The 23795-nt window shown below is 74.6% G+C and carries 26 protein-coding genes; 12 read left to right on the top strand and 14 right to left on the bottom strand.

Translation table 11 applies throughout. The features are described from left to right. Positions 1–39 precede the first annotated feature (39 nt). Entirely contained in the window at positions 40–1263 is a 1224-nt protein-coding gene (locus ABR738_RS18250; protein WP_350231046.1) for a chaplin, read from the top strand. 264 nt (positions 1264–1527) lie between these two features. After that, entirely contained in the window at positions 1528–2769 is a 1242-nt protein-coding gene (locus ABR738_RS18245) for a glycoside hydrolase family 26 protein (protein WP_350231045.1), read from the top strand. On the opposite strand, the gene ABR738_RS18240 is transcribed toward ABR738_RS18245, so the two are convergent. Genes ABR738_RS18240 through ABR738_RS18205 form a run of 8 tightly spaced genes read right to left on the bottom strand, consistent with a single transcriptional unit; the run spans position 2755 to position 12130 of the window. Further along, on the bottom strand, positions 2755–3888 hold the full coding sequence (locus tag ABR738_RS18240; protein WP_502964225.1) for a GNAT family N-acetyltransferase: 1134 nt from the start codon (positions 3886–3888) through the stop codon (positions 2755–2757). The genes ABR738_RS18245 and ABR738_RS18240 overlap by 15 nt on opposite strands. Then, positions 3885–4550, bottom strand: a complete 666-nt coding sequence (locus ABR738_RS18235) for a YveK family protein (protein WP_350231043.1) — start codon at positions 4548–4550, stop codon at positions 3885–3887. Before ABR738_RS18235 ends, ABR738_RS18240 begins: the two co-directional genes overlap by 4 nt. Then, positions 4547–5773, bottom strand: a complete 1227-nt coding sequence (locus ABR738_RS18230; RefSeq protein WP_350231042.1) for a glycosyltransferase — start codon at positions 5771–5773, stop codon at positions 4547–4549. The genes ABR738_RS18235 and ABR738_RS18230 overlap by 4 nt, the downstream gene beginning before the upstream one ends. Continuing rightward, complete coding sequence (locus tag ABR738_RS18225; RefSeq protein WP_502964106.1) at positions 5770–6555, bottom strand: polysaccharide deacetylase family protein; 786 nt, start codon at positions 6553–6555, stop codon at positions 5770–5772. Before ABR738_RS18225 ends, ABR738_RS18230 begins: the two co-directional genes overlap by 4 nt. Beyond that, positions 6545–8161: a murein biosynthesis integral membrane protein MurJ gene (gene murJ / locus ABR738_RS18220; protein ID WP_350231041.1), complete on the bottom strand. Its 1617-nt coding sequence runs from the start codon at positions 8159–8161 to the stop codon at positions 6545–6547. The genes ABR738_RS18225 and murJ overlap by 11 nt, the downstream gene beginning before the upstream one ends. After that, on the bottom strand, positions 8158–9477 hold the full coding sequence (locus tag ABR738_RS18215) for an O-antigen ligase family protein (RefSeq protein ID WP_350231040.1): 1320 nt from the start codon (positions 9475–9477) through the stop codon (positions 8158–8160). Before ABR738_RS18215 ends, murJ begins: the two co-directional genes overlap by 4 nt. Positions 9478–9479: 2 nt before the next feature. Continuing rightward, a complete protein-coding gene (locus ABR738_RS18210; RefSeq protein ID WP_350231039.1) occupies positions 9480–10913 on the bottom strand; it encodes a sugar transferase in 1434 nt (477 codons plus the stop codon). A 50-nt stretch (positions 10914–10963) separates the two neighbouring features. Then, entirely contained in the window at positions 10964–12130 is a 1167-nt protein-coding gene (locus tag ABR738_RS18205) for a glycosyltransferase (protein ID WP_350231038.1), read from the bottom strand. Between the two features lie 623 nt (positions 12131–12753). Between ABR738_RS18205 and ABR738_RS18200 the strand changes: the two genes are divergently transcribed. The 7 genes from ABR738_RS18200 to ABR738_RS18170 all read left to right on the top strand — a co-directional run bounded on the left by ABR738_RS18200 (position 12754) and on the right by ABR738_RS18170 (position 17865). Further along, positions 12754–12993, top strand: coding sequence for a chaplin (locus ABR738_RS18200; protein WP_350231037.1), 240 nt, complete (start codon positions 12754–12756; stop codon positions 12991–12993). A 221-nt stretch (positions 12994–13214) separates the two neighbouring features. Then, the gene (locus ABR738_RS18195) at positions 13215–14027 is read left to right on the top strand and encodes a hypothetical protein (RefSeq protein ID WP_350231036.1); all 813 of its coding nucleotides are present in this window, start codon (positions 13215–13217) and stop codon (positions 14025–14027) included. Between the two features lie 273 nt (positions 14028–14300). Then, positions 14301–14609: a hypothetical protein gene (locus tag ABR738_RS18190; protein ID WP_350231035.1), complete on the top strand. Its 309-nt coding sequence runs from the start codon at positions 14301–14303 to the stop codon at positions 14607–14609. A 300-nt stretch (positions 14610–14909) separates the two neighbouring features. Next, positions 14910–15410 carry a DUF5949 family protein gene (locus tag ABR738_RS18185; protein WP_350231034.1) on the top strand — a complete coding sequence of 167 codons (501 nt, stop codon included), beginning with the start codon at positions 14910–14912 and terminating at the stop codon, positions 15408–15410. A 36-nt stretch (positions 15411–15446) separates the two neighbouring features. After that, positions 15447–16097, top strand: coding sequence for a vitamin K epoxide reductase family protein (locus tag ABR738_RS18180; protein WP_350231033.1), 651 nt, complete (start codon positions 15447–15449; stop codon positions 16095–16097). Between the two features lie 375 nt (positions 16098–16472). Next, entirely contained in the window at positions 16473–17012 is a 540-nt protein-coding gene (locus ABR738_RS18175; RefSeq protein ID WP_350231032.1) for a tyrosinase family oxidase copper chaperone, read from the top strand. Then, positions 16996–17865 carry a tyrosinase family protein gene (locus ABR738_RS18170; RefSeq protein WP_350231031.1) on the top strand — a complete coding sequence of 290 codons (870 nt, stop codon included), beginning with the start codon at positions 16996–16998 and terminating at the stop codon, positions 17863–17865. Before ABR738_RS18175 ends, ABR738_RS18170 begins: the two co-directional genes overlap by 17 nt. 106 nt (positions 17866–17971) lie before the next feature. Here the strand turns inward: ABR738_RS18170 and ABR738_RS18165 are convergent, their stop codons facing one another. The 6 genes from ABR738_RS18165 to ABR738_RS18140 form a co-directional block, all read right to left on the bottom strand. Further along, positions 17972–18253, bottom strand: a complete 282-nt coding sequence (locus ABR738_RS18165) for a chaplin (protein ID WP_350231030.1) — start codon at positions 18251–18253, stop codon at positions 17972–17974. A gap of 54 nt (positions 18254–18307) precedes the next feature. Next, positions 18308–18655, bottom strand: a complete 348-nt coding sequence (locus tag ABR738_RS18160; RefSeq protein WP_350231029.1) for a hypothetical protein — start codon at positions 18653–18655, stop codon at positions 18308–18310. Positions 18656–18816: 161 nt separating this feature from the next. Further along, positions 18817–19773, bottom strand: coding sequence for a glycoside hydrolase family 26 protein (locus tag ABR738_RS18155; protein WP_502964105.1), 957 nt, complete (start codon positions 19771–19773; stop codon positions 18817–18819). 71 nt (positions 19774–19844) lie between these two features. After that, positions 19845–20099, bottom strand: a complete 255-nt coding sequence (locus tag ABR738_RS18150) for a hypothetical protein (RefSeq protein ID WP_350231028.1) — start codon at positions 20097–20099, stop codon at positions 19845–19847. Positions 20100–20157: 58 nt separating this feature from the next. Continuing rightward, positions 20158–21438: a cytochrome P450 gene (locus ABR738_RS18145; protein WP_350231027.1), complete on the bottom strand. Its 1281-nt coding sequence runs from the start codon at positions 21436–21438 to the stop codon at positions 20158–20160. Positions 21439–21521: 83 nt separating this feature from the next. Next, positions 21522–21800, bottom strand: coding sequence for a hypothetical protein (locus tag ABR738_RS18140; protein WP_350231026.1), 279 nt, complete (start codon positions 21798–21800; stop codon positions 21522–21524). 165 nt (positions 21801–21965) lie between these two features. Here ABR738_RS18140 and ABR738_RS18135 point away from each other — a divergent pair, with 165 nt between their 5' ends. The 3 genes from ABR738_RS18135 to ABR738_RS18125 all read left to right on the top strand — a co-directional run bounded on the left by ABR738_RS18135 (position 21966) and on the right by ABR738_RS18125 (position 23715). Further along, entirely contained in the window at positions 21966–22466 is a 501-nt protein-coding gene (locus tag ABR738_RS18135; protein WP_350231025.1) for a hypothetical protein, read from the top strand. 77 nt (positions 22467–22543) lie between these two features. Then, on the top strand, positions 22544–23173 hold the full coding sequence (locus tag ABR738_RS18130; RefSeq protein ID WP_350231024.1) for a hypothetical protein: 630 nt from the start codon (positions 22544–22546) through the stop codon (positions 23171–23173). A gap of 245 nt (positions 23174–23418) precedes the next feature. Then, positions 23419–23715, top strand: a complete 297-nt coding sequence (locus ABR738_RS18125) for a hypothetical protein (RefSeq protein ID WP_350231023.1) — start codon at positions 23419–23421, stop codon at positions 23713–23715. Positions 23716–23795 lie beyond the last annotated feature (80 nt).

Below are 23795 nucleotides of genomic sequence, written 5' to 3'. Positions count from 1 at the left end.
ACCCTGTTCACTGCCGTGGCAGCCACGAGCGTCCTTTCGATGAGCGCGAATTACGCGCAGGCCGCAGGCGCCGAATCCGAGAACGTGGGCTCGCCAGGTATCCTTTCGGGGAACACGATCTCGGCGCCCGTGGATGTCCCGGTCCAGGCGTGCGGGAATTCGGTGAACCCGGTCGGAGCGCTCAACCCGACCTTCGGGAACAACTGCGAGACGGTCTCGTCGCCCGCCGAGCGCGCGGCCGACCACGCGGGCGAGGGCGCCGACGACGGTCCGGGCGAGGACGCGGGGCGCCCCGGTGCCCCGTCGCAGGAGGCGTACGGCGACTTCCACGCGCGGGAGTACGCCGAGGCGTACGCCCCCGAGCGCCACCACCATCACCACGCGGCCGGCAGTCAGGCGCACAGCGTGACCAGCGGTTCCCCGGGTGTGGTGTCCGGCAACTCCGCCTCGGCGCCGGTCGATGTGCCCGTGCAGGCGTGCGGGAACACGGTGAACGTGGTGGGCCTGCTCAACCCGGCGTTCGGCAACCACTGCGCGACGCGGCCCGAGACCCCGCCCATGCACCGGTCCCACCAGGCGGCCCCGCCGGCCCACCGCGCGGCCCCGCCGGTTCACCGCGCGGCCCCGCCGGTTCACGCGGCCCCGCCCGCGCACCAGGCTCCGCCGGTCCACCACGCACCCCCGGTCCATGCGGCCCCGCCCGCGCACCACGCGGCCCCGCCGGTCCACGCGGCCCCGCCGGTCCTCGCGGCCCCGCCGGTCCACGTGGCCCCGCCCGTTTACCAGGCCCCGCCGGTGCACCACGCGCCCCCGGTGCACCACGCGCCCCCGGTGCACCACGCGCCCCCGGTGCACCACGCGCCCCCGGTGCACCACGCGCCCCCGGCGCACCACGCGCCCCCGGCGTACGAGGCGGCTCCGCCCGCCCACCATGTGCTGCCGCCCCACCACTGCCCGCCGGGCCACGAGGTGCACCACGCGCCTCCGGAGCGGCACCTTCCGCCGGTTCACCAGGTCCCGCCCGTGCACCACGCGCCCCCCGTCCACGCGGCGCCCCCCGTGCACCACGGGACCCCGCACCACGCGCGGCACGCCGTGCCCGCGCAGCCCGTCGCCCGGGTCGTCGCGCCCGTGGCCGCCGCGCATCTGGCCGACACCGGGGCCGACCCCGCGCTCCTCGCGGCGGCCGCCGCCGGGGCTGCCGGGCTCGTGCTCGGCGGCGGCGTCCTCTACCGGCGCGGCCGGGCGATGGCCAAGGCCTGACCCGAGGCGTCCACCAGGACACCCGCACTGCGGCACGTGACGGCCAAGGGCTCGGCTCCTCTCCAGGAGCCGGGCCCTTCGGTGTTCCCGCACGCACGCCGACAGCGCCCCCTGATGGCCCATCAGAGGTTGTTCCCGCAGCGGCACATGGCGTACGGCCGTTCGGGGGGCTTCCGGCGTGGGCTGCTTAGCTTCCCTATCGGCGCAATAAGAATATTTTCCAACCGGGAACCCGGGGAGGTCCTTCGAACCAAGGGAGCGCGCATGCGTCGACGACGTCATCGAGCGGCCACCTTCACGACGAGCGTTCTGGTGGCGGGTGCTCTCTTCAGTCTCGCTCTGGCGCCCACGCCCACCCCCGACGCCACCGGGACCGGGACCGGCGACGCCCCGCCGCCTGCCCACCCCTCCGTCCAGAACTTCGGCGCGTTCCTGGACTCCGGCATCCTCGGGGTGCGCCGGATCGCGGCTCTGGAGCAGTGGCTCGGCGGAGTGGACATCCGGGTCGGGCACACGTATCTGCCCGGCAACACCTGGAACGACATCGAAGGACGGGCCGGGTTCCTCGACGCCTGGGCCTCCTGGCGCAGGGAGCGCGACGACCGCACCCTCGTCCTGAACGTGCCGATGCAGGCGCTCAACGAGGCCGGGGTGCCCGACGTGCGGGTGCGGCGGCTGCTGGCCATGGGCGCGGAGGGGCAGTTCGACGAGCACTTCAAGCGGCTGGCCCAGCGGCTGGTCGACCTCAAGATCCCCGACACGGTGATCGTGCTCGGCTGGGAGATGAACGGCACGACGTACACCCATCGCTGCGGCCCCGACCCGGCGGCGTGGAAGGCGTACTGGAAGAACGCCGTGGCCGCCATGCGGTCGGTCCCGGGCCAGAAGTTCCGCTTCGACTTCGCGCCGAGCCGGGGCCGGGACGCGGTGCCGTGGACCGAGTGCTACCCGGGCGACGACGTCGTCGACATCATCGGCATGGACTCCTACGACCAGCCGCCGGGCCAGGACTTCGACCGGCAGATCAAGGAGCCCTACGGCCTCCAGGAACACGTGGACTTCGCCGCCGCGCACCACAAGCCCATCTCGTATCCGGAGTGGGGGCTCTTCCGCAACGGCGACAACCCCGAGTACATGCGCCGCATGCTGGCCTGGATGGACGCGCACAAGCCCGTCTACAACACCATCACCGACTACTGCCCGCACGGCGTGTGGGAGTGCGAGGACAACCCCCGTTCCGCCGAGGTCTACCGCACGCTCCTGTACGGCCGCCCCGCCACCACGCAGCCTTCGGCGCCCGTCAGCCCGCAGCCCGCCGCCCCCGTGAGCCCGCCCTCGGCGCCGGCCAGCCCCCTGCCCTCGACCGCGCCGAACGCGAAGCCGGCCGCGCCGACGGCCCCCGAGGCGCCCGCGAAGTGCGCGCCGGTCGATCTCGGGTCGTGGGCGGAGTACTGGATCGGGGGCAAGCTGTGCCTGCGCTTCGACTGGTTCTCACGCAGGAGCTGAGGACCCCGCGGCGGGGCGGCTCCGCTCGTCCCGCCGCCTGCGCCAGGCGCGCGCCGCATCGCCCGCGCGGCGCCGCAGCCCCGCGTGCAGCGCGGCGGCCCACAACAACGCGACGGTGCGCCGCCGGGCGAGCAGGAAGCGCTGGTTGACCCGGGCCTCGGGCCGCCAGTGCTGTTTGTACGGTTCGTTGCCGCGCAGCATGCTGAGCGCGCTCCGGCCGCTGCCGTCGACGCGCCGGGCGCCCGCTCGCAGCAGCATGGTGGCCACGTCCACCTTGCGGCCGCGCAGATCCGGGTGGGCCCCGTACAGATAGCCGCCCGCGAGCGCGGGCGAGAGCAGGGTCAGATCGGATGCGACGACCTCGCCGTCGAGGCGGAACTCGGTGACCACCGCGTCCCCGTGCCGGGTCATCTCGCCCACCGCGCGCGCCAGGTGCTCCTCGAAGCGCGGGCGGGTGTGCTCGCGGGTCACCCCGCGCCCCTGCCACTGGAGCCCGTGCAGGGCGAGCAGGGTGCGCAGGGCGCCGGGCACCTCGTCGGCCGGCACCTCGCGCTGCTCGATGCCCAGCGCGTCGATCTTCCGCAGCTTGGCGCGGGCGCGCTGGGCGCGGTTGGCGGGCAGCCGGGAAAGGAGGACGTCCATGCCGGCGGCGGGCAGTTCGAGACAGCCCGAATCCGTCAACCGGCGCTTGGGGCCAGGCCAGTTGGCGTGGACGCGTTCGGCTCCGGCGCCCTGGCGGACCTCGCCCAGGTCGATCAGGGCGCCCCGGGCCGAGCGCGTCAGGGACTCGGTGAGAGCGGCCGCGGCCTCGTCGGCGTACGCGTCGTGCAGAAGGACGTCCGTGAAGTCGGAGATGGGACCGCCGAGCGGCACCAGGGCGGGCAGCGGGCGCAGCACCCGCATCAGCGGCGCCGCGCCGACCAACTCCTCGCCCCGGTACACCAGATGGACCCGCAGGCGCCCCGGCGTCCCGTACGAGAGCCACCACGAGTGCAGCCAGGCGTGACTTTGGAAAGGTGTCGCGGAGGAGCAACCGCGGTGCAGGCTAAGCCAGTTGGGCGCAAGGTCGGCGAAGGGCAGCTCCCCGGTGCACACCTCCACGCGGAGCTCGGGCACTATCCGACCTCCTGCGGTACGCAGGCCGCGCCGGCCGGCCCCGGTACCGACGCCATGAGCCCGGGCCCGGTGTCGTCGCGACGGCGGGGCCTGGTCAGCAGCGCGAGCCCGCCGAGCAGGCCGCCCGCGCAGCCGCCCACCAGGGCGGTGAGCGAGGCCGGGGGGGAGGAGGGGGCGAGCGGCTTGGCGGCGCGCGAGAACTGCACCACGCGGACCCCGGTCTGCGCCTGGTTGTGCGTGCCGTTGACGCTCAGGGCGCGGGCCACCGCGTTGGCGATGCCCGCGGCGTTTGTGGCGCGCTCCGACGTGGCGGTGATCGCGATCATCGGCGCGTCGGGCGAGGTCGCCGTCTGCACGCTGTCGCGCAGGGTCGCGGCGCTGACCCCCGCCCACACCTGGGCGTCCCCGATGAGGGCTACCTCGGTCGCGACGCGTCCGTAGGCCTGCGCGAAGCCGAGCGCGACCGAGGGGTCCGCCTTCTGCGCGGGGGTGACCACGACATAGCTGGTCGCGCTGTACTCGGGCGTCTTCACCAGGCCGTACACGCCGCCCGCCGTCACGCCGAGCAGCGCGCACACCGGCAGCGGCCACCAGCGGGGCAGCGACCGGGCGCGCGGTCGGCCGCCGGTGCCGTGCGGCTGGCGCGGGCCTAGGGCTTGGCTCATCGGGTCTCTTCTTTCTCCGAGGTGTTCGTCATGGGGTGCGCCGCGCCGGGAGCGGGCCCGGGCGCCGTGTCGTACGCCGTGTCGTACGCGGGGCGGGGCAGCGGCACGCGGGCCGCCGCCGCCTCGTACACCCGCACCAGTTGGGCGGAGGTCGTGGTGACGCAGTAGCGGCGCACCGCGTCGGGCACGGGCAGCCGGCCGGGGCCGGCCCGGCGCAGCTCGCGCAGGGCGCCGGCGAACGCGGCGGCCGTGCGCCCGGTGCGCAGGGCGCCGGGCACGGATCCGGCCGGCAGGTCGTCGACGGCCGGGCAGGTCACGTACGCCACCGGGAGCCCCGCGGCGATCCCCTCCAGGACCGCGAGACCGAACGCCTCGTCGCCCGAGGGCGATGCCAGGCAGTCCACGGCGCTGAGCAGCCCGGGCAGGGCGGGGCCCGCGCCCCCTGGGCCCGTGTCGTCCTGGGGGCACTCGCCCGCGAAGACCACCCGGCCGGCCACGCCGAGCCGGTCGGCGCGGGCCCGCAGGGCCTCTTCCTGGTCGCCGCCGCCCGCCAGCACCAGCCAGGCGTCCGGGAGCTCGGCGAGCGCGTCGAGCAGGACGTGGAAGCGCTTGCCCGGCGCGAGCCTGCCCACCGCGCCGATCACGAACACCCCGTCGGGCAGGCCCAGTTCACGGCGTACGGCCGTGCGCGCGGCGGGATCGAAGGCGAAGCGCGCCGCGTCGATGCCGTTCGGCACCACCTGGACGCGGTGCCGGGGCACGCCCCAGCGGGCCAGGCGCCGGGCGATGGTGGGGGAGACCGCGACGGTCGCCGTGCCGAGCCGTTCGCTCGCCAGGTAGAGGCCGCGCACGCCGGGGCCCAGCGGGCGGCCCTCCATGCGGGTCTCGCCCAGGGAGTGCTCGGTGGCCACGACGGTACGCACCCCGGCCAGCCGGGCCGCGAGGCGCCCGTACAGGCAGGCCCGGTACAGATGGGTGTGGACGACGTCGTAGCGGCCGCCCGCGATGAGCCGGGTCAGCCGGGGCAGCGCGGCCAGGTCGCGGTTGCCCGCCATGTCCAGGTCGCGCACCCGGCCGCCGTCGGCGACGACGGCGCGGGCCACGGCGCCGGGGTTGGTGAGCGTCACCACGTCCGCCTCGTAGGGCAAGTGCCGTAGCAGCAACCGCAGTTGGTGCTCGGCGCCGCCGACGCCGAGGCCGGTGATGACGTGCAGGACCTTCACGAGCCCTCCGGCAGGTCGGCGGGGTCCTCGCGGCGCCAGCGGTGCAGCCCTCGCTTGAGGCGCAGCCGCCAGGCGGTGTCGCGTTCGCCGACGTGGACGCGGGGCAGCGCGTAGCGGCCGGTGAGCGGGCCCGGGTCGATGGCGCAGGCGTACCGGTAGCCGGCCGCGCGGACCGCGTCGATGGCGCGTACGTCGACCGCGCCGTAGGGGTAGCAGAAGCCCGTCGCCTCCTGCCCGGTGAGCTCCCCGAGCAGCCGGCGGCTGAGCTCGACCTCGCGGCGCAGGCTCTCCTCGTCGATGTCGGTCAGGTCGAGGTGGCGCAGGCCGTGCGAGGCGACCTCCATGCCCCAGGTCGCGGCCCGCTGGATGCCGCGCTCATCGAGCAGGGGGCGGCGCGGGCCGAGCGGGTCCCATTCGTTGGTGGCGCCGAGCAGGCCCGGGAGCACGAACACCGTGGCCGTGTACTCGTAACGGCGCAGCAGCGCGAGGGCGTCGCCGGCGAAGTCGGCGTACCCGTCGTCGAAGGTGAGGCCGACCAGGCCCCGGGCGGCGCCGGCGGCGCGGGCCCGCAGCAGTTCGGCCATGCTCACCCCCCGCAGGCCCCGGTGGCGCAGCCAGCGCAGCTGGCGCTCGAAGCGGGGCGGCGAGACGGTGATGTGGTACGGATCGTCCGTGGTGTGGGACACCGAGTGGTACATGGCCACCCACAGCGGCGATGCGGGGCGGGGTCTCGAACCAGTCAGTGGACCCCGTGGGTCGCCGACTGCCGTGTCAACGGGCATGCCAGAGCTTTCGTGTGACGGGACGGAACAGCAGACAGAACTCCCTGACCCGCAGCAGACGGGCCACGACGGCGAAGGTGAGGACGGCGGCCGGCGCCCCGAGAGCGAGCGCGGCCAAGGGGTCGGACGAGACGGACGCGCCCCACCAGCAGGCGGCGGTCGCGCCGCACGCGGCCACCAGGAGACGGGCGAGTCCGCCGCCCACCCGGCGCACGGACAGAGCCGTACGGCGCCGCCCGCTGCCCCACAGGAGCAGCAGCGCGGTCAAGGTGATGCCGAGCGCGTTGGCGGCGGCGATGCCGGGCGCGCCCCACGCGGGGACGGCGAGCGCGCCGGCCACGGCGGTCGAGGCGAGGCCTGCCAGCATCGCGCAGGCCGGGAACCACAGGGGACGCGCCTCGGAGAAGTAGGAGCGCGCCAGGACCCCGACGAGGGTCTGGCCGAGCAGACCGAGCGCGTACACCCGCATCACGGCGGCGGTGGCCGCGGTGTCGTGGGTGGTGAACGCGCCGCGCTGGAAGAGGAGATGGATGATCTGCGGCGCGCAGGCCACCACCACGGACGCGCCGGTCAGCACGATGGTGCCGGCCACGACCAGGTCGCTCTCCACGCGGCGCCTGGCCCGTTCGGTGTCGCCGGCGGCCAGGGCGCGCGCGATGACGGGGAAGGTGACCGTGCACAGCATCAAGGAGAGCACCATCGGCATCTGCGCCACCTTCTGCGCGTAGTTCAGATGCGAGATGGCCCCGGCGGGCAGCGGCGCCGCGAGGAAGCGCTCGATGAGGACCTGCGTCTGGCGGCTGAGCGCGAACACCACCACGGGCGCGACCAGCGCGAGCCGCAGCGCCCGCGCGGCGCTGTCGCCGGGCTCGCGGCGCGCGGCGGGCACGGCGGGCGGGCGCTCGCGGCGGCGCCAGCTGCGCCACAGCGCCGGGAGCTGTACGAGGACCATGAGGACGCCGCCGAGCGCGACCCCGGCGGCGGCGGCCCGCACCCCCCACACCCCGCCGAGCAGCAGGAGCAGCGCGATGATGCCCACGTTGTACGCGACGTAGATCGAGGCGGGCGCGAGGAAGCGGCCGTGGCCGCGCAGGGCGGCGCTCGCGTAGCCGGTGAGTCCGAAGGTGAACACGCAGGTCGCGGTCGCGCGGGTGCAGTCGACGGCGAGGTCGGCGCGGGGCAGTCCCGGCGCGAGGACCGCCACCACGGCGGGCGCGGCCGCGATCAGGGCGGCGGCGCCCACCGTGAGGGCGAGGGTGAGCCGGGGCAGGGTCGCAGCGACCAGGGCGCGGACCGGATCGGGCCCGGGCCGCCCGCGCCGGACCAGGGCGAGGCTGAAGGCGGGGACCAGGACGAAGGCGAGCCCGTCCTCGATCAGCAGGGTCGCGGCGACCTCGGGGATCGTCCAGGCGACCAGGAAGGCGTCGGTGTCGGTGTCGGCGCCGAAGACGTGCGCGAAGGCCTGGTCGCGCAGGAGGCCGAGGACGGCCCCGGCGACGGTGAGGGCGGCGGTCAGGAACGCGGCCCGCGCCAGCAGCCGCCCCGACGCGCCCGGTTCGGGCGGCGCGGCGGGCGCGGGAAGCAGAGGGGGAGCGGTCTCCGTCACGGCCGGGCCGCCCCTCGCGCCGCGAGCGCCCACCAGGCGGCGAGGCCGAGGACGAGCGCGGTCAGGGCGGTGGAGGGGCCGCCGATGTCCCCGTAGAAGAAGTCCACGAGGAGCCAGGCCAGCAGGCCGGTGGCGACGAGCGCGCAGTCCAGCGGGGCGCCGTCGCGGCGCGCCCGGAGCAGCCGGCGCACCCCGGCGATCAGGAGCGCCGCCCAGCCGCCGACCAGGGTGACGACGCCGATGAGGCCCTGCTCGCTGAGGACCAGGAGGTACATGTTGTGCGGCGAGAGCAGGGGCTGGCGTTTGAAGGCGGCGCCGGCGCCCGCGGTGTCGCTTCCGGAGGACAGGGCGAGCGAGGAGTTCGCGTCGCGATGGGCGGGAAAACCCTTCAACCCGACGCCGGTGAGCGGGGAATGACGCCACATCAGTTCCGCCGCCGCCCACATCGTGTACCGGTCGGTGACGGACTGGTCGGGGGCGCTCTCGACCTGGGTGATGCTGGAGAGGCGTTCTTGGAGCATTTGGCTGCCCGGGCCGCTGGCGCCGACGAGGACGACGGTGGCGGCGGCGAGGGACGTGAGGACGACGAGGGCGCGCCGGGCGCCGGAGAGGAACAGCATCGCGCAGGACGCGAGGGCCGTGGCGATCCAGGCGCCCCGGCTGAACGACACGGCGAGCGGCAGGAGCAGCAGCGCGGCGCAGCCGAGCGCGGCGCCCCGGTGGGCGCGGCCGGCGCCGGGGGCGGGGTCGAGGGCGAGGCCGACCGCGCAGAGCAGCCCGCAGGAGACGACGGTGGCCATGCCCATGATGTCGGAGGCGCCGAAGGTGCCGACCGCCCTGATGTCCTCGCCCATGTAGGAGGCGCCGGTGGACGTCAGGTATTGCTGGACGCCGAGGCCGCCCTCGAACAGGGCGAGCGCCACCACGGCGCGGGCCGCGAGGCGGAAGTCGTCGCGGTCGCGCAGCAGGAGCAGCACGGCGAGCGGGACGAGCACGAAGATCTGGAGGTAGCGGCCGAGCCCGGCGACGGCGGTGGAGGCGTCGGCGGCGCCCGTCGCGGCCACGCAGATGCCCGTCACAGGGAGCCCCATGACGAGCGCGGCCCGCCGGCTCAGTGGCCGCTCGCCGGAGCGGACGACCTGGACGAGCGCCCACACCACGAGGACCCCGCACGCGGCGTCGGCGGCCGTGGCCGAGCCGTCGCCGCCCAGCGGGGGAGTGGCGAGCAGGGCGATCACGGCGAGCAGGGGCAGCAGGCGCACGGCCCGGCGCGGGATCCTCGGCGAGAGCGGCGGCGCGGCCGCGAGGGCGTACACGCTCAGCTCCCGGTGGGACGGACGAGGCAGGCGGCGGTGCGCAGCAGGATGCACAGGTCCTGCCAGAGCGACCAGTGGTCGATGTAGTAGTTGTCGTAGCGGGCCCGGTCCTCGATGGAGGTGTCGCCGCGCAGCCCCTGGACCTGGGCGAGCCCGGTGAGGCCGACCGGCATCCGGTGGCGGGCCGCGTAGCCGGGGTGTGCGTTGCTGAACTGGGCGACGAAGAAGGGCCGTTCGGGGCGGGGGCCGACCAGGCTCATGTCGCCCCGGATCACGTTCCACAGCTGGGGCAGCTCGTCCAGGGAGGTGCGCCGCATGAACTGCCCGGCCCGGCTCATCCGGTGGTCGTCGGCGATGTTCCAGCGGGTGGCGGCCTCGTGCACGGTGTCGGGGCGCAGCGTACGGAACTTCAGGAGCGTGAACGCCTGCCCGCGCAGTCCGATGCGTTCTTGGCGGAAGAGGACTCCGGGCCCGTCGCTGCGGCGCAGCACCAGGGCGCACACCAGCAGGACGGGCGCGGCCGCGATCAGGGCGGGCACGGTGAGGGCCAGGTCGAGCAGGCGCTTGAGGCCGAGACCGACGGCGCCGGCGGGGCTGCTGGTGAGCGGCCGGCAGGGGAAGGCGGCCACTTCGTCGGTCTGCGTTCCGGGCGCGGTGTGGCCGGGGGCGCGGGTGTCGAGCTGCCACAGCGCGCAGCCCATGGCCTCAAGGAGCGCGGGCGCCACGGGAGTCGGCCCGCCCGCCTCGACGGCGTACGTGAGCAGGCAGTCCCGTACGCCGTTCTGGATGACGGCGCGCTGGACCTCCTCCACGCTGCGCAGGACCGGCACAGGGCCGGCCTCCACGCCCGTCTCGGACGGCGGCACGACGACGCCGACGGGACGGATGCCGCCTCGGGCCTGGCGCACCAGGGCGGCGCTGACGCGTACGGCGGTGGACGCGGGGCCCACCACCAGGGCGGGGCGCGGCCTGCGGGCCGCCTTGCGCCGCCGCAGCCACAGCGCGGCGCCGCGCCCGGCGCAGCTCGCCAGGATCTGTACCGCGCACCCGGCCGCCACCGCCGAGACCGCGAGCGGCACGTCGTCCGGCTCGCGCACGAGGACGCTCCGCTGGGTGAGCACGGCGGCCAGGACGCACCAGCCGGTCAGGGCGCGCGCGCAGAGCGCGGGCACGTCGCCGAGCACACCGCCCGCCATCACCGGCCGGTAGAGCCCGGCCTGGGCGTTGAGCGCGAGCACGGTGGCCACGAGCAGCCCGGCGGGCCCGGGCGGCAGTCCGGAGAAGGGCAGGACGAGGATGCCGAGCAGTCCGGCGGCGCAGTCGACGGCGAGCAGGACGGACACGAACGTGCCGCCCGTGCGCGGCCGTCCGGCCGGGGGGACGAAGTGGTCCGGCGCCTCGCGGGGCGTGACCACCGAGACGGTTCCCGTTGACATCCCGGTGCCGTGGGACGGCCCCCCGGCGGACGGGACGATGCTTTCCGCGGTCACTGGCTGATGGGTTCCCTGTGCTCGAAGTGGAGCGGGGCGGCCACGTCGCGGTACACCTGCGCGATGCTCCGGGCCGTTCGCCGCACGTCATGGGTGGTGGTCACGTGCTCGTGCCCCTGGCGGGCGAGGCCGGCGCGCAGCGGGGCGTCCGTGAGCAGGCGGGTCAGGGCGCGCGCCAGCGCCCCCGGATCCTCTGGCGGTACGAGACAGAGCGGGGCGTGGCCCGGCGCCAGGCTCTCGGCGGAGCCCCCGACGTCGGTGACCACCACCGGCGTGCCGCACGCCATCGCCTCAAGCGGGGCCAGCGCCATCCCCTCCCAGCGCGAGGGCAGCACCACCAGGTCGGCCGCGCGGTACCAGGCGGCGGTGTCGGTGACCGGACCGACCAGGGAGACCGAGCCGGGCGCCGCCGCGCGCAGCGCCGCCAGGTCGGGGCCGTCGCCGACCAGGACCAGATGGGCGCCGGGCACCGCGCGGTTCACGTCCCGCCAGGCCCGCAGCAGGACGTCCTGTCCCTTCTGACGGCACAACCGCCCCACGCACACCACCAGGGGCGCGTCCGTGGCGGCGCGCGCCGTCTCGGGGGCGCGGTAGTGGTCGAGGTCGACGCCGTTGGGGACGACCGCGAACGACGCGAGGACCCCGGCGCGCTCCCCGGTGGCCCGCTCGCCCTCGCTGACGCACACCACGCGCGAGGTCCAACGCACCGCCGCCCGCTCCCAGCCGCGCGAGAGCCACGCGGTGAGGCCGCCGACCGCCTCGAACGACCAGGCGTGCGGCTGGAAGACGGTGGGGACGGCGCCGCGCGCGGCGAGACGCCCGGCGACGCCGGCCTTGGCGCTGTGCGCGTGGATCACATCGGGGCGCACCCGCCGGATGAGCCGGGCCGCCCGCCATGTCTCGCCGAGCAGCGCGGGACCGGGCGAACGCGTGGCGCGCCAGGCGCACACCCGGGCGCCCAGGCGCGACAGTTCGGTGCTCAACGGGCCTCCCTCGGGGCATGCCACGGTGACCCGGAATCCGCTGCGCAGCTGGTCCCGTACCAAGTCCGTGACGACTCGGGCTACGCCCCCTTCAACGGGCTGGACCAGGTGCAGGACACTCAAGTGGTCTGCGGGCCCCGGCCCATCGGGTCCGCCGGGGGCGTTGGCTCTCGTGGGCATGCGCGGTCACTCCGGTCCTCGCGCTCGAAATGAAAGCTGGACAAAAGCCTGACAAAGCTGGCAAAGGTGCTGTGGGACTCACGCGCAGAGCGGTCCCGCTCTTGAATTCCGCTTTACCGGTCGTGCGGTTGCCGCGCAGTCACCGGGGGCCCCACGCGTCGAACGGCCCCGGGGCGAGGAGCACTGTAACCGTATTTACGACCCGGTCCTGTCATGAATGCGTGAACCGGAGTGTCCCTTCGGGCGATCTGCCGTATCTCATTGACGACCGGCTCGTTGTATCGGTGGCCGCTTTTCTAGCCGGAATCTTTATTCGAATAGGAAAGGGCGGCACAGGGCATGGCCGGGCCCGCTCAGGCGGCGTCCTGGCGGGCCGGCGCCCCCCGGCAACACCCGCGTGAAGAGATGACCCGAAAGGGTGAAGTCCGCGGCGGGGACCGCCATCCGTGGGTCCGGTACGAAACAAGGCTCATGACCATCTTTTCGCCACCGGAAACCCGGGTTCACCCGTTGGGGGCAAAACCGGGCGCCTGGGGGCGCGTTGAGGTGTAGGTCGAGTGACACCACCCGGTCAGTGCCTTGCTCCCAAGGCCCATGACTTCCCGAACTAGGAGTGCTTCTCCATGTCGCGTACCGCGAAGGCCCTGGTCCTGTCCACCGCTGCCGTTGCCGCCATTGCCGGCGGGGCCGGCGTCGCCGCCGCCGACGCCGGCGCGCAGGGCGCGGCCACCAACTCCCCCGGCGTGCTGTCCGGCAACATGGCGCAGGTCCCCGTGCACGTTCCGGTCAACGTCTGCGGCAACACGATCAACGTGATCGCCCTGCTGAACCCGGCCTTCGGCAACACCTGCGTCAACAAGTAGTAACCGCCACGGCCCCGGCCGCCCCCGCCAAGGGGTTGCCGGGGCTCTGTGCTGCCCGGATGGCGCAGCGCGTGCGACCGCGCCCGCGCCCGGGGTTGTGCCAGTTCCACGCGGCGCGTCGCGCGTGGCCCGGGCGCACAGAGCGGCCGTGCGGTTGCGGAGGGTGATGAGCCCACGCACGGTGAAAGGACCGCCTGTCCCAGCGAAGGAGAGACCCTTTCATGCGCGCACGCACACCGCGGCGGCTGGCCGCAGTGGCCCTGTCGACCGCGATCGTCATCGCCACGGCCGGGTCGGCCGCGGCCGCCGACCCCGCGCCGCCGTCATCGGCCGCCACCCAGAAACCGGCGCAGGGCACCGGTGCACTGCTCCAACAGGTCACGGCGCTGGCCGGCCTCGGGGGCGTGCTCAAGCCCGTCACCGATCTGCTGTCCGGTGTGCTGGGCGGCAAGTCGGCGTCCGACGTCTCGGCGCTCGCGGGCAAGGCGACGGAAGCCCTGGACGCCTCGAAGACGGCCACCCCGGCCATGATCGTGCCCTCCACCCCGGCCGTGCCCTCCACCCCGGCCGTGCCGTCCACCCCGGCCGTGCCGTCCACCCCGGCCGTGCCCGCGAGCCCGGCCGCGCACGCCAAGCCCGCCACACCGGCCGTCCCCGCCGTCCCCGCGACGCCCGCGACCCCGGCCAAGCCCGCCGCCCCGGCCGCCCCGGCCGTCCCCGCGGCCCCGGCCACTTCCGTGCTCTCCACCCGGCCCTCGGCTCCGCTGGGCGGGCCCGAGGAGGCCGCCGGTCCGGCGGACGTCAGGGCCGAGGCCGTGTCCGCGCTCAGGAAGTCCGTCGACGACCTGGTCAAGGCGGCCACGAGCACCGACGCCGCCCGTGTCGTACCGGCGGCGAACTCCGTGGTCAGTGGCCTCGTCGGTGTCGTCGTCGCCACGGTGCTCGGCGCGGGGCTGCCCGTGCCCGACCTCCCGGGCCTGCCCGAGCACCCGGCGAGCGCACAGCCCGCGGCGCCGCCCAAGCTGCCCGCCTGAGCCGCGCCCGCCTGAGCCGTACCGCACAAGCGCCGGACCGGAAACGGATCCGGCGCTTTCCGTTGTGCGGGCCCATACGGAAATCGACGAACGTACGCCAATGAGAACTGTCGGGGAATCCCGCCCCAATCCGGGCCGAAAGGGTTTCCCGACCGTGTGGGAGTCGTTACCCAGGGCGAAGCATCGCAAAGCGATCAGGGATACGTGCGGCACCGCCAAGGCGCGTGTCATACGGCCGATTCGGCGATCGAACTCGCCGCGGAAGGATTGATGATGAAGTCGATGAAGGTGGCCGCGGCGGTTGCCGGTTCCCTCGCGGTCATGGGCGCGGCGGCTCCGGCCTTCGCCGCCGGCGCCACGCCCCCCATGCCTCCCATGAGCCTCAACGGCGGGCTCGACGCGCTGACCGCCCACATGGCCAACGACCCCCTGGCCGACGCGGCCCCCGTCCAGACCAACCTGCTCGACCCCAAGTCGGACGGCTCGCTGCTGCACTCGGCGGCCGGCGCCGCCAAGGACCTCAACAAGACCAATGGCCATTCCGGGCCCGGCAAACTGCTCGGCGGCCTGCCCATCGGCTAGCCGACGCCACCCGAACCACCGGTTGGCGACGGCGAGTTGCGCCTGAGCCATAGGGAAGGCAGCACAGGTGCCCTCGCAGCCCGCGTCATGTGCTGGGCGGCTCCGGGGAGTTGGGGTCTCCCTGGGCCGCTCGCGCGTGTCCGGGCCCGGCCGTGGCCGCCCGGCGCTCCAAGGGGCTTCCCCGTGACCCGCCGCGCCCTGCGGCGTCCCGCCGCGTCCCACCGCGCCCCGCGAAGGGTGTTTCATCCGGATGAGTGACAGCTGCGAAGGGCTCGGCCCGTCATGTCCTAGAGTCCCGCCATGACTTCATCCACCAGTGCCGTACAGCCTTCCAGGGCCGCCCTGTTGGGCTCGCTCATCGTCATCGCGTGGAGCGGCGAGCACCCCGACGAGTCCGGCGACGTGCCCTTCCTCATGGCGTACCCCCTCGGCGACGGCGTCCAGGGCCCCGAGGGCGCCGAGGTCGCGGCGCGGTCGTTCCTCGACGAGATCGGCATGCCGGCCGGCAGTGTGGTCGACCAGAGTCACGGCGGCTCGTTCCCGCTGACCCTGATCGTGCAGGCCGGCCGGGCCGTCCTGACCCTGCCGACCATGACCGTCCAGTGCCCCGTGCCGCCCGAGTGGCTGGTGGCCGCCGAGGCGCGCGGCACCGTCCAGTTCATGTTCGCCACCCGCTCCTGGCCCGAGGCCGTGCCGGGCGTCGCCGTCAGTGACGAGCAGTTGAGGGCGTTCGCGGGCGACGAGGCCACCATCACCACCGCGGGCCACTGCCTGCTCCCCATCCGCCGCCTGCGCGGCTGAGCCCCGCCGGACGAGAACGGAACGGAGACGACACCGATGCCCTTCCCCGGGACGCTCCAGGAGCCGGCGGCGGTCACCGACTCGTCCGGCCCGCCGTCACCGGCCGGCGCCGCCTTCGGTGCCGGCCGCGGCTTCGCGTGGCTGGTCGTGCTCACCGGCGCGGCGGGCCTGCTGGCCTCGTGGGTGATCACGCTCGACGAGTTCGAGCTGCTGCGTGACCCGGGCTTCGTCCCCGGGTGCAGCCTCAACCCGGTGATCTCCTGCGGCAACATCATGAAGAGCGCGCAGGCGTCCGTCTTCGGGTTCCCCAATCCGATGCTGGGCCTGGTGGCGTACGGGATCGTGTGCTGCGTGGGCATGAGCCTGCTCGGTGGTGGCCGGTTCGGACGCTGGTACTGGCTGACGCTGAACGCGGGGGCCGCCCTCGGCGTCGTCTTCGTCAGCTGGCTCCAGTTCGAGTCGCTGTACCGCATCGACGCGCTGTGCCTGTGGTGCTGTCTGGCGTGGGTCGCCACCATCGCGCTGTTCTGGCGGGTCACCACGCTCAACGTCATCAAGGGCGCGCTGCCCGCGCCGAGTTGGGCCCGCGGCCTGTGCGCCGAGTCCGGCTGGGCGGTGCCGGTGGTGCACATCGGCGTGGTCGCGATGCTGATCCTGACCCGCTGGTGGGACTTCTGGACGGGCTGAGACGGGCTGAGACGGCATGGGATGCCACGAGAGGGGCCGAGACCGCGCGAGAGGGGCTGATCCGGGCCGGCAGGAACGTTGGGCCAAGCGCGTGAAACAGGTCCCGCCCCCGACACGCGTGCCCACCTTGGGCGTTGACCCCTGCGACCAGTCGCATGGTTGAAGCCTCCCCGGGCCGTGCGCCCAGTACCGGCCCGGGGAGCGCCGGCGGCGCCGATGAGCGCGCGACGGCCGTTTCCTGCGCCGGGGGTCCTCGTTGAACCCGGCATCGGACAAGGAGAGCGGACGCTCGGACGGGCCCCGGAACCAGGACGGTTTCCGGGGCCCACGCATGTGCCGGCCCCGTCCGCGCGAGCGAGCACGAGGGAGACGCCCATGAACGACGCGACACACTTCTGGCGCGCACGACGGGCCGGCCGCACCCGCCCCCGGGGCCGCGCCCCCGAGCCCACGAGGCCCGGCGCGCCCCCGCCCCGTACCACCTGGCGCATCGCCCGGCGCGGTCTGCTGCGCGCCCTGTTCGCCTCGGCGGCCGTCGCCTTCACCGGCGCCGCGCTCTCCCGCATCCCCTCCGCCGCCACGGTCGGCGCCACAGCCGACGCCACGGGCCCCGGGTCCGCCGCCCCGGTGCCCGAGGGGACCCTCTTCGACGAGATGCACGCCGGCCACCGCATCCAGGGCCGCCCCCTCCAGGCGGACGGCTCCGAGGTCGCCGTGTTCGTGGACGACCGCCGGCTGATGCTGATGCGCCGCGCCGACGGCAGCTATCTGAGCTCCGTCGACCACTACGAGTCGTACGCCACCGCACGCGAGGCCGCCCGCGCCGCCGCCGCCGAGCTGGGCCGCGCCCGGCTGGCGGCGGTGCCCGTGCACGCGGGCCACGAAGGGGGAGCCGTCCGTGGTGTACACGCGTAAGAACCAGCGGAACCTGACGAGCGCCGAACGCAAGGCCTTCGTGAACGCCGTGCTCGAACTGAAACGGCGCGGCGAGTACGACGCGTTCGTACGGACGCACATCGACTTCTACGTCTCGGACGGCGACCGGGGCCTGCGGGTGGCGCACATGGCGCCGTCCTTCCTGCCCTGGCACCGCCAGTTCCTGCTGGAGTTCGAGCGGGCGCTGCGCAAGGTCGACCCCCGCGTCACCGTGCCCTATTGGGACTGGACCCGCGACAGTTCGCCCGCGTCGTCGCTGTGGGGCGAGGACTTCATGGGCGGCAACGGACGCCGCGGCGACCTCCAGGTGATGACCGGCCCCTTCGCGCACGCCCACGGCGCCTGGGACGTCACCGTCAATGTCACCGAGGAACGCTTCCTGACCCGGGACCTGGGCCGCCCCAAGGACCCCATCAAGCTGCCCACCGCCGCCGACGTGGCCCACGCGCTCGCGGACCCCGTGTACGACGTCTCGCCCTGGAACTCGATGAGCGGGACCGGGTTCCGCAACAAGATCGAGGGCTGGACCAACGCGTCGGGCAACGCCCGCTTCCGTACGCACAACCAGGTGCACCGCTGGATCGGCGGGCTCATGCTCGGCGGCGCCGCCGTCAACGACCCCGTGTTCTGGCTCCACCACGCCTTCGTCGACAGCCTGTGGTCGCGCTGGCAGGCCGCCCACCCCCGCTCCAAGCGCTATCTGCCGGACGCGGCGCCGCCGTTGGGCGATCTCCAGCACGGCAGGGTGGCGGCCCTCCACGAGCCGATGCCGCCATGGAACGTGGCGCCGGCGGCGCTCTTGGACCACAGCCGCCTCTACCGGTACGCCTGACACGGCGACGGCCTCCCGGGGGGAGAAGTCCGGGAGGCCGCAGGCACCGTTGGATCAAACGCCCGGCCGGGCCGTCACGAGAACGGCCGGCCGGGGCCAAGAGGCGTCAGCCCCCGTAACCGCCACCGTGGTGGTGGTGGAGGAGGTGGGAGTCGTTGACGCAGGTGGTGCCGAACACCGGGTTGAGCAGCCCGATGACGTTGATCGAGTTGCCGCAGAGGTTGACCGGGATGTGCACCGGCACCTGGAGCACGTTCCCGGAGAGGACACCGGGGGAGCCGGACGCGACGGCCTCGGCGCCGGCGTCGGCAGCGGCCATACCCGCACCGGCCAGCGCCACCGCGCCCGCTCCGGCGACGACGGCGGCCGTCTTCGCGATACGAGACATCAAAGTTCTCCTTGAATGGACACGCGACCGCAGACACGCAGTCGTCATGTCACTTCAACGTGTCGATCGGCCATAGGTAACGGACACCAAGGAGCAAATCGGTTCCTCCGTGAGCGGAACCGGGACCGGCCGCCGCGCGTCCGGCCGAGCGCTGTGCTCCCCGCCGTACTTCCCGCGTGCGGCGCGCCGGGACAGCGCGACCGCTGCCGCCCCCGTGACGACCGCGCCCACGCTCAGGGCGCCGAGCAGCGAGGCGTTCGCGTCGGCGCCGGTGTCGGCCAGGGTGGGCCGCGGCGGCGCCTCGCGGTGGCCCGCGGCGTGCGCCGTGTACCCCGTGCCCAGCGTGGCGACCAGCCCCGCGACGACGGCGGCCCGCGCCACGGGACCTGAGAGCTTGTCCATGCCTGCGACCCTTCAACAGGAAATCCAAAGGGGGATCAGATGCTGATACGCATAATTGGGATCCGCCTCCCGGGGATGCCCGGGCCACGCGAGCCGCACCGCGGGGACCACCCGTCCGGCCCACCCCCGCGCCCCCGCACGGCCCAGCGCGCGGCCCGCGCTCACCGCGCCCGGTAGGCGCGCGCCGCGTCGGGATGGCCGGGGCACTCCCACACGCCGTGCGGGCAGTAGTCGGTCAGGGTCTGGTAGACGGGCCGGTAGCGGCGGAACCAGGCCGTCATCCCGCGTACGTACCGCGCGTCGTCGCCGTTGCGGAAGAGCCCCCACTCCGGGTAGGACACCGGCTTGCCGTGCCGGGCGGCGAAGTCGACCTGGGCGCGCAGCCCGTACGGCTCCTCGACCTGCTCGCGGAAGGACATGCCGGCGGGCTGGTCGTAGGAATCCATGCCGAGGATGTCGACGAAGGCGTCGCCGGGGTAGCACGTGGTCCACGGCACGGCGTCGCGGCCCCGGTTCGGGGCGAAGTCGAAGCGGAAGCGCTGCCCGGCCACCGAGCGCATCGCGCTCACCACGCGCCGCCAGTACGCCCGCCACGCGGCGGGGTCGGGCGCGCATCGGTGCGTATAGGTGACGCCGTTCATCTCCCAGCCCAACACCACGACGGTGTCGGGGAGCTGGAGGGCGACAAGGCGCGCGGCCAGCGCGGTGAAGTGGCCGTCGAAGGCACCCCGCGCCCCGCGCCCGAGCAGGTCGCGCACCTCGGTGTCGGGCAGGCCGTCCTCGTTGCGGGCCAGCATCGGCACGTTGAGGACGAAGACCCGGTCGGCGCGCCCGTGGCGCCAGCGGGACCAGGGCGCGAGCAGCTGCGGCGGGCCCTCGATGCCGCTCCAGGTGTCGCCCGGCAGATAGGTGTGGCCCGCGCGCAGCTGTCCGTGGCCGCGCCACTTCTCGACCGCCGCGAGCTTGCCGATGCCCTCGCTGCCGGAGCCGGTGAAGACGCCCGCCGCCGTCCTGGCGCCGGTCGGCATCGGTCCGTGCGGCCGGTCGCCCGGCAGCTGGACGAGCGCGGAGACCAGCAGCACGAGCGCGCAGAGCGCGGCCTTCCACGAGGTCGGCAAGCAGCGGGGCGCCGCACCCGCCCGGGCCCGGCGCCCGGGGGCGGCCCCGGCCGGCCGGCGCGTCCTGGCCGTCAGCGGCCCCCGGCCGCGCCGTCGTGCTGGAGGGCTTCGCCGAGCGCGGCGACGCCGGAGGTGAGCGTCTGGGCGATCTCGCCCTGCCCGCCGAGCACCTTGGGCCGGCCGTACTCGCTGGAGCTGCCCTCGCCCGCGCCCGTGCCGGCCGCGGCGATCCCGGGCGCGGCGAGGAGCAGGAGGGATGCCGCGGCGGTGGCGGCCCGCAGGCGGCGCCGTGTGTGCTGTGTGTGCCGGGTGTTGATGGCGTTCATGCCCGGTACAACGCCGCTCGCGCGAGGAGGGTACGCGCGCGGGACCGGGCGTCCGGACTCAGCGCCCCGGCACATCGAACGCGAAGTGCTGCCTGCGGACGCGGTGGTCGAAGTTGGACGTGCCGAGTTCGGGCTCACCGAGCGCGCGTACGGCCAGCGGGCGGGTGAGCAGTTCGCGCAGGACGGCCTTGATCTCCAGGCGGGCCAGATGGGCGCCGAGGCAGTAGTGCGGGCCGCCGCCGCCGTACCCGAGGTGCGGATTGGGGTCGCGGGTGATGTCGAAGGCGTCCGGATCGGTGAACACCGACGCGTCACGGTTGGCGGAGGCGTAGAGCAGCATCACCTTGTCGCCGGGCAGGAAGGTGTGGCCGGAGAGGGTGTAGCGCGTGGTGACGGTGCGGCGGAACTGGATGATGGGTGTCGAGTGCCGCACGATCTCGTCGACGGCGCCGTCCGCGTACCGCTCGAAGTCATCCACGAGCAGGGCCAGTTGATCCGGGTTGCGGGTCAGGAGCGCGAGCGCGTGGGCGATGGCGTTGCGCGTCGTTTCCACGCCGGCGACGAGCAACAGGGAGAAGAACGAGCCGAGTTGACGGTAGGACAGCGCCTGTCCGTCCATGTCGGCGCTCACCAGGGCCGAGATGAGGTCGCCGGTGGGGCGTCGGCGCCGCTCGCGGCCGAGCCGCGCCACCGTCAGCTCCATCCGGGCCAGCGCCCGCAGCCCCTTGCCGGGGCTCAGCAGACGGGCGCCGAGACCACGCCGTACGCCCGCGTGTTCGGAGGCCCGGTCGATCTGGCGGGCGATGCGGCGCCGGTCGGCGTCGGGCACACCGAGCATCGCGCAGATCACCTCGAACGACATCCGGGAGGCCACCGACGAGACGAACTCGTCGGGCCGCTCGGCGACCATGTCGTCCACGATGCGTACGGCGAGCTCGCGGATGTGCGTCTCGGTGGCGGCCAGCAGGCGCGGGGTGAAGGCCTGCTGGACGATGCGGCGCAGCCGCGCGTGGTCGGCGCCGTCCAGGTTGACCATCGAGTCCCCGAACAGGGCCCGCACCCAGCGGGCCGGCTCGGGCGAGGTGACCCCGGGCGCGCTCGCGAACACCTTGGGCAGCCGGCTCGCCTTGAGGACGTCGGCGTGCCGGACCAGCGCGTAGAAACCCCGCTCGGGGCGGCGCCGGGTGGCCCGGCGTTCGGCGAAGAACACCGGGCGCGGCTCATGCCTCAACTCGGTGAAACGCGCCAGGCGTTGGGCGGCGGGCAGCCGCCAGAACGCCGGGTCCGCGAGGTCGGCGCCGGCGCCGCTGGGGGCCGGGGCCGTCGGGGTGTGGGTCACGCTCGCACCGTCCTGACCGCCGCGCGGCTCTCGGTTGACGCTGTTGACGCTGGGGGATGACACGCCCGGGCAGGGGCGGGCGGTCAGCTCATCAGGTCGTGCCCCGCCTTGACCGCGTCCTTGGCGGCCTTGACCGCGTCGCGGCCGGCCTTCACGCCGTTCTTGACGGCGGTGACCTTCTGGTTCAGCTTGTCCCCGACGACGCTCTCGGCGGCGGGCTTGACCTGGGCACCCACGGCACTGGTGGTGGTGGCCGCCTTGCTCAGGGTGCCGCCGAGGTCGAGGGCGTGCGCGGAGGGGGACAGAGCGGCGGCGAGCGCGGTTCCGGCTGCGGCGGCGGCGAAGTATCGGCGTACGTTCATGTCGGCTACAACGCACGAGCCGGGCCGAGGGCACGCCCGGGGGGCGCGCGCCGCGCGGACGGGCTCCAGGTTGCTGCAAGCAGGGGAACTTTGCAGTGATACCGCCGCCGGGATCGTTCTAGCAGGACGACACGGCCGAAGAGGCCAGGGAAGGAAAGAACATCCATGGGAATCACCTCACGCGCGGGCCTGGCGAGCGTACTGACCTGCATCGCGACGGCGGCGGCTGTGGCGCCGGCCGCGGCCGCCCCGGCCGTCCCGGTCGACCTGCCGCTCGGCGGTCTCAACACCGTCCTTCCGTTCGACGCCCCGACCGTGCACACCGGTATGCCGCTGCCCGTCCCCGGCACCCCCGACGGCCCGCGTTACGTCAAGGGCAACCTGCTGCCCCACAACATGGTCCCCGCGATCCCGGTCGAGACCGCGCTGCCCGACACCCACATCGGTACGCCGCTGCCCGACCCGCTGAGCCCCCGCAACCTCGGCACCCCCGACCTGGTCGCCCCCGGCACCGGGCTGCACGCCGTCACGCCCGGCGCCGACCTCGGCGCCCCGCTGAGCCAGCCGCGCGCCGCGCTGTTCGGGCTGCCCGCCGTCACCCTGCCGGAAGCGGGCCTGACCGCGCCCGAGGTCCAGGGCGCCCCGGCCGCCATCGCGACCTTCTGAGCCGAGCGCCCGCCCAGGGCGCCGCGCCCCGCCACGAGGACGCGGCCCACGCTCCTCATCCGTCCAGGAGTTGATCGATGTCCCGTACGTCAGGGAACGCCCTCGCCGGCTCGCCGCCCGGCCGGGTGCTCGCGGCGCTGGTCGCCGTCGCCGCCGTCACCGCGCTCGCGGCGCAGGGCGCGAGCGCGGCCCCCGGCCGCCTCGACCCGCACGGGCCGGGGGCGGGCCAGGGCGCGCCGCCGTGGCCCGCGCCCGCCGACCCCGAGGCGGCGGCCGGCGCCGCGGGCCTGGAGATGATGTCCGCGGAGGGCATGGTCCAGCACACCCACACCCACCTGGACGTCCTCGTCGACGGCCGGGCCGTCACCGTCCCCGCCTCGATCGGCATCGACGCGCCGCGCGGGCTCATCAGCCCCCTGCACACCCACGACACCAGCGGCGTGATCCACGTCGAGTCGCCCAAGCGGGCCGACTTCACGCTCGGCCAGTTCATGGCCGAGTGGGGCGTCCCGCTGAGCGCCGACCGCGTCGGCGGCCTCCACGCGGGCGCCGGACGCCGTCTGAGGGCGTACGTCAACGGCCGCGCGGTCGCCGGGAATCCGGCGGCGATCGTGCTGCGCGAGCGCGACGAGATCGCCCTCGTCCTCACCCGGGACACCGACACCCGCCCGGCGCCCGCGAGCTACGCCTGGCCGAGCGGACTCTAGGGCGCCGTCGGCACGCACGGGGGCGCCGGGAGGGCGGGCAGAACGTTTCTCCGTACGCGTACCGGCCCCTGCGCGACAGGATCCGTGCCGTGGCACGGACAGCACGCCGGCAGCTCCTGTCCAGGGATCTACTCCCCCCGGACAGGGGCTGCTGCCCTGTGCGGCCGGGACGGCGGCCAGGTACGCCTGTCGGGTGAGAGCGGGAGGCGGCCGTGTCCGGCGCCGCCGCTCCCCGTTGTGCAGGCGTGATCTCAACACGACGCATCGCCACTGTCCTCGCCGTCGCCGCCGGTGTCTCGGGCCTCGCCGTCTCGTCGGCGAACGCGGTGGGCCCCCTGGACCACCTGGGCGGCCACCCGATGAACCCCATCAGCGAGCTCGACAACCTCGCCGCCAGCAACATCCCCGCCCCGTACGCGGCGCAGCTCCCCGGCGTCAAGAGCCAGCTGGCCGGGCTCAACCACCTCAACGACCTCAACCAGCTGCACCAGGTGGTCGACCCGGTCGCCCCGGTGCTCAATCTCGTACCGGTGGCGGGGTAGCGGGGCAGGCGGCGTCCGGCGCCAGACACGGATGCGCGCCCGGAACCCTGGGGTCCCGGGCGCGCACCCGTGCGTCTGTG

The organism is Streptomyces sp. Edi4 (assembly GCF_040253615.1).
Classification (GTDB): Bacteria; Actinomycetota; Actinomycetes; order Streptomycetales; family Streptomycetaceae; genus Streptomyces.
This window is presented reverse-complemented; position numbering and strand designations above follow the sequence as displayed.

Coding starts and splice junctions, on each gene's coding strand:
- ABR738_RS18185 (WP_350231034.1), top strand. CDS start 14,910: ATGACTTCATCCACCAGTGCCGTACAGCCTTCCAGGGCCGCCCTGTTG.
- ABR738_RS18140 (WP_350231026.1), bottom strand. CDS start 21,800: ATGAACGTACGCCGATACTTCGCCGCCGCCGCAGCCGGAACCGCGCTC.
- ABR738_RS18160 (WP_350231029.1), bottom strand. CDS start 18,655: ATGGACAAGCTCTCAGGTCCCGTGGCGCGGGCCGCCGTCGTCGCGGGG.
- ABR738_RS18190 (WP_350231035.1), top strand. CDS start 14,301: ATGAAGTCGATGAAGGTGGCCGCGGCGGTTGCCGGTTCCCTCGCGGTC.
- ABR738_RS18205 (WP_350231038.1), bottom strand. CDS start 12,130: ATGCCCACGAGAGCCAACGCCCCCGGCGGACCCGATGGGCCGGGGCCC.
- ABR738_RS18245 (WP_350231045.1), top strand. CDS start 1,528: ATGCGTCGACGACGTCATCGAGCGGCCACCTTCACGACGAGCGTTCTG.
- ABR738_RS18130 (WP_350231024.1), top strand. CDS start 22,544: ATGTCCCGTACGTCAGGGAACGCCCTCGCCGGCTCGCCGCCCGGCCGG.
- ABR738_RS18180 (WP_350231033.1), top strand. CDS start 15,447: ATGCCCTTCCCCGGGACGCTCCAGGAGCCGGCGGCGGTCACCGACTCG.
- ABR738_RS18175 (WP_350231032.1), top strand. CDS start 16,473: ATGAACGACGCGACACACTTCTGGCGCGCACGACGGGCCGGCCGCACC.
- ABR738_RS18195 (WP_350231036.1), top strand. CDS start 13,215: ATGCGCGCACGCACACCGCGGCGGCTGGCCGCAGTGGCCCTGTCGACC.
- ABR738_RS18225 (WP_502964106.1), bottom strand. CDS start 6,555: ATGCCCGTTGACACGGCAGTCGGCGACCCACGGGGTCCACTGACTGGT.
- ABR738_RS18210 (WP_350231039.1), bottom strand. CDS start 10,913: ATGTCAACGGGAACCGTCTCGGTGGTCACGCCCCGCGAGGCGCCGGAC.
- ABR738_RS18165 (WP_350231030.1), bottom strand. CDS start 18,253: ATGTCTCGTATCGCGAAGACGGCCGCCGTCGTCGCCGGAGCGGGCGCG.
- ABR738_RS18150 (WP_350231028.1), bottom strand. CDS start 20,099: ATGAACGCCATCAACACCCGGCACACACAGCACACACGGCGCCGCCTG.
- ABR738_RS18235 (WP_350231043.1), bottom strand. CDS start 4,550: ATGAGCCAAGCCCTAGGCCCGCGCCAGCCGCACGGCACCGGCGGCCGA.
- ABR738_RS18135 (WP_350231025.1), top strand. CDS start 21,966: ATGGGAATCACCTCACGCGCGGGCCTGGCGAGCGTACTGACCTGCATC.
- ABR738_RS18250 (WP_350231046.1), top strand. CDS start 40: ATGAGCGCGAATTACGCGCAGGCCGCAGGCGCCGAATCCGAGAACGTG.
- ABR738_RS18200 (WP_350231037.1), top strand. CDS start 12,754: ATGTCGCGTACCGCGAAGGCCCTGGTCCTGTCCACCGCTGCCGTTGCC.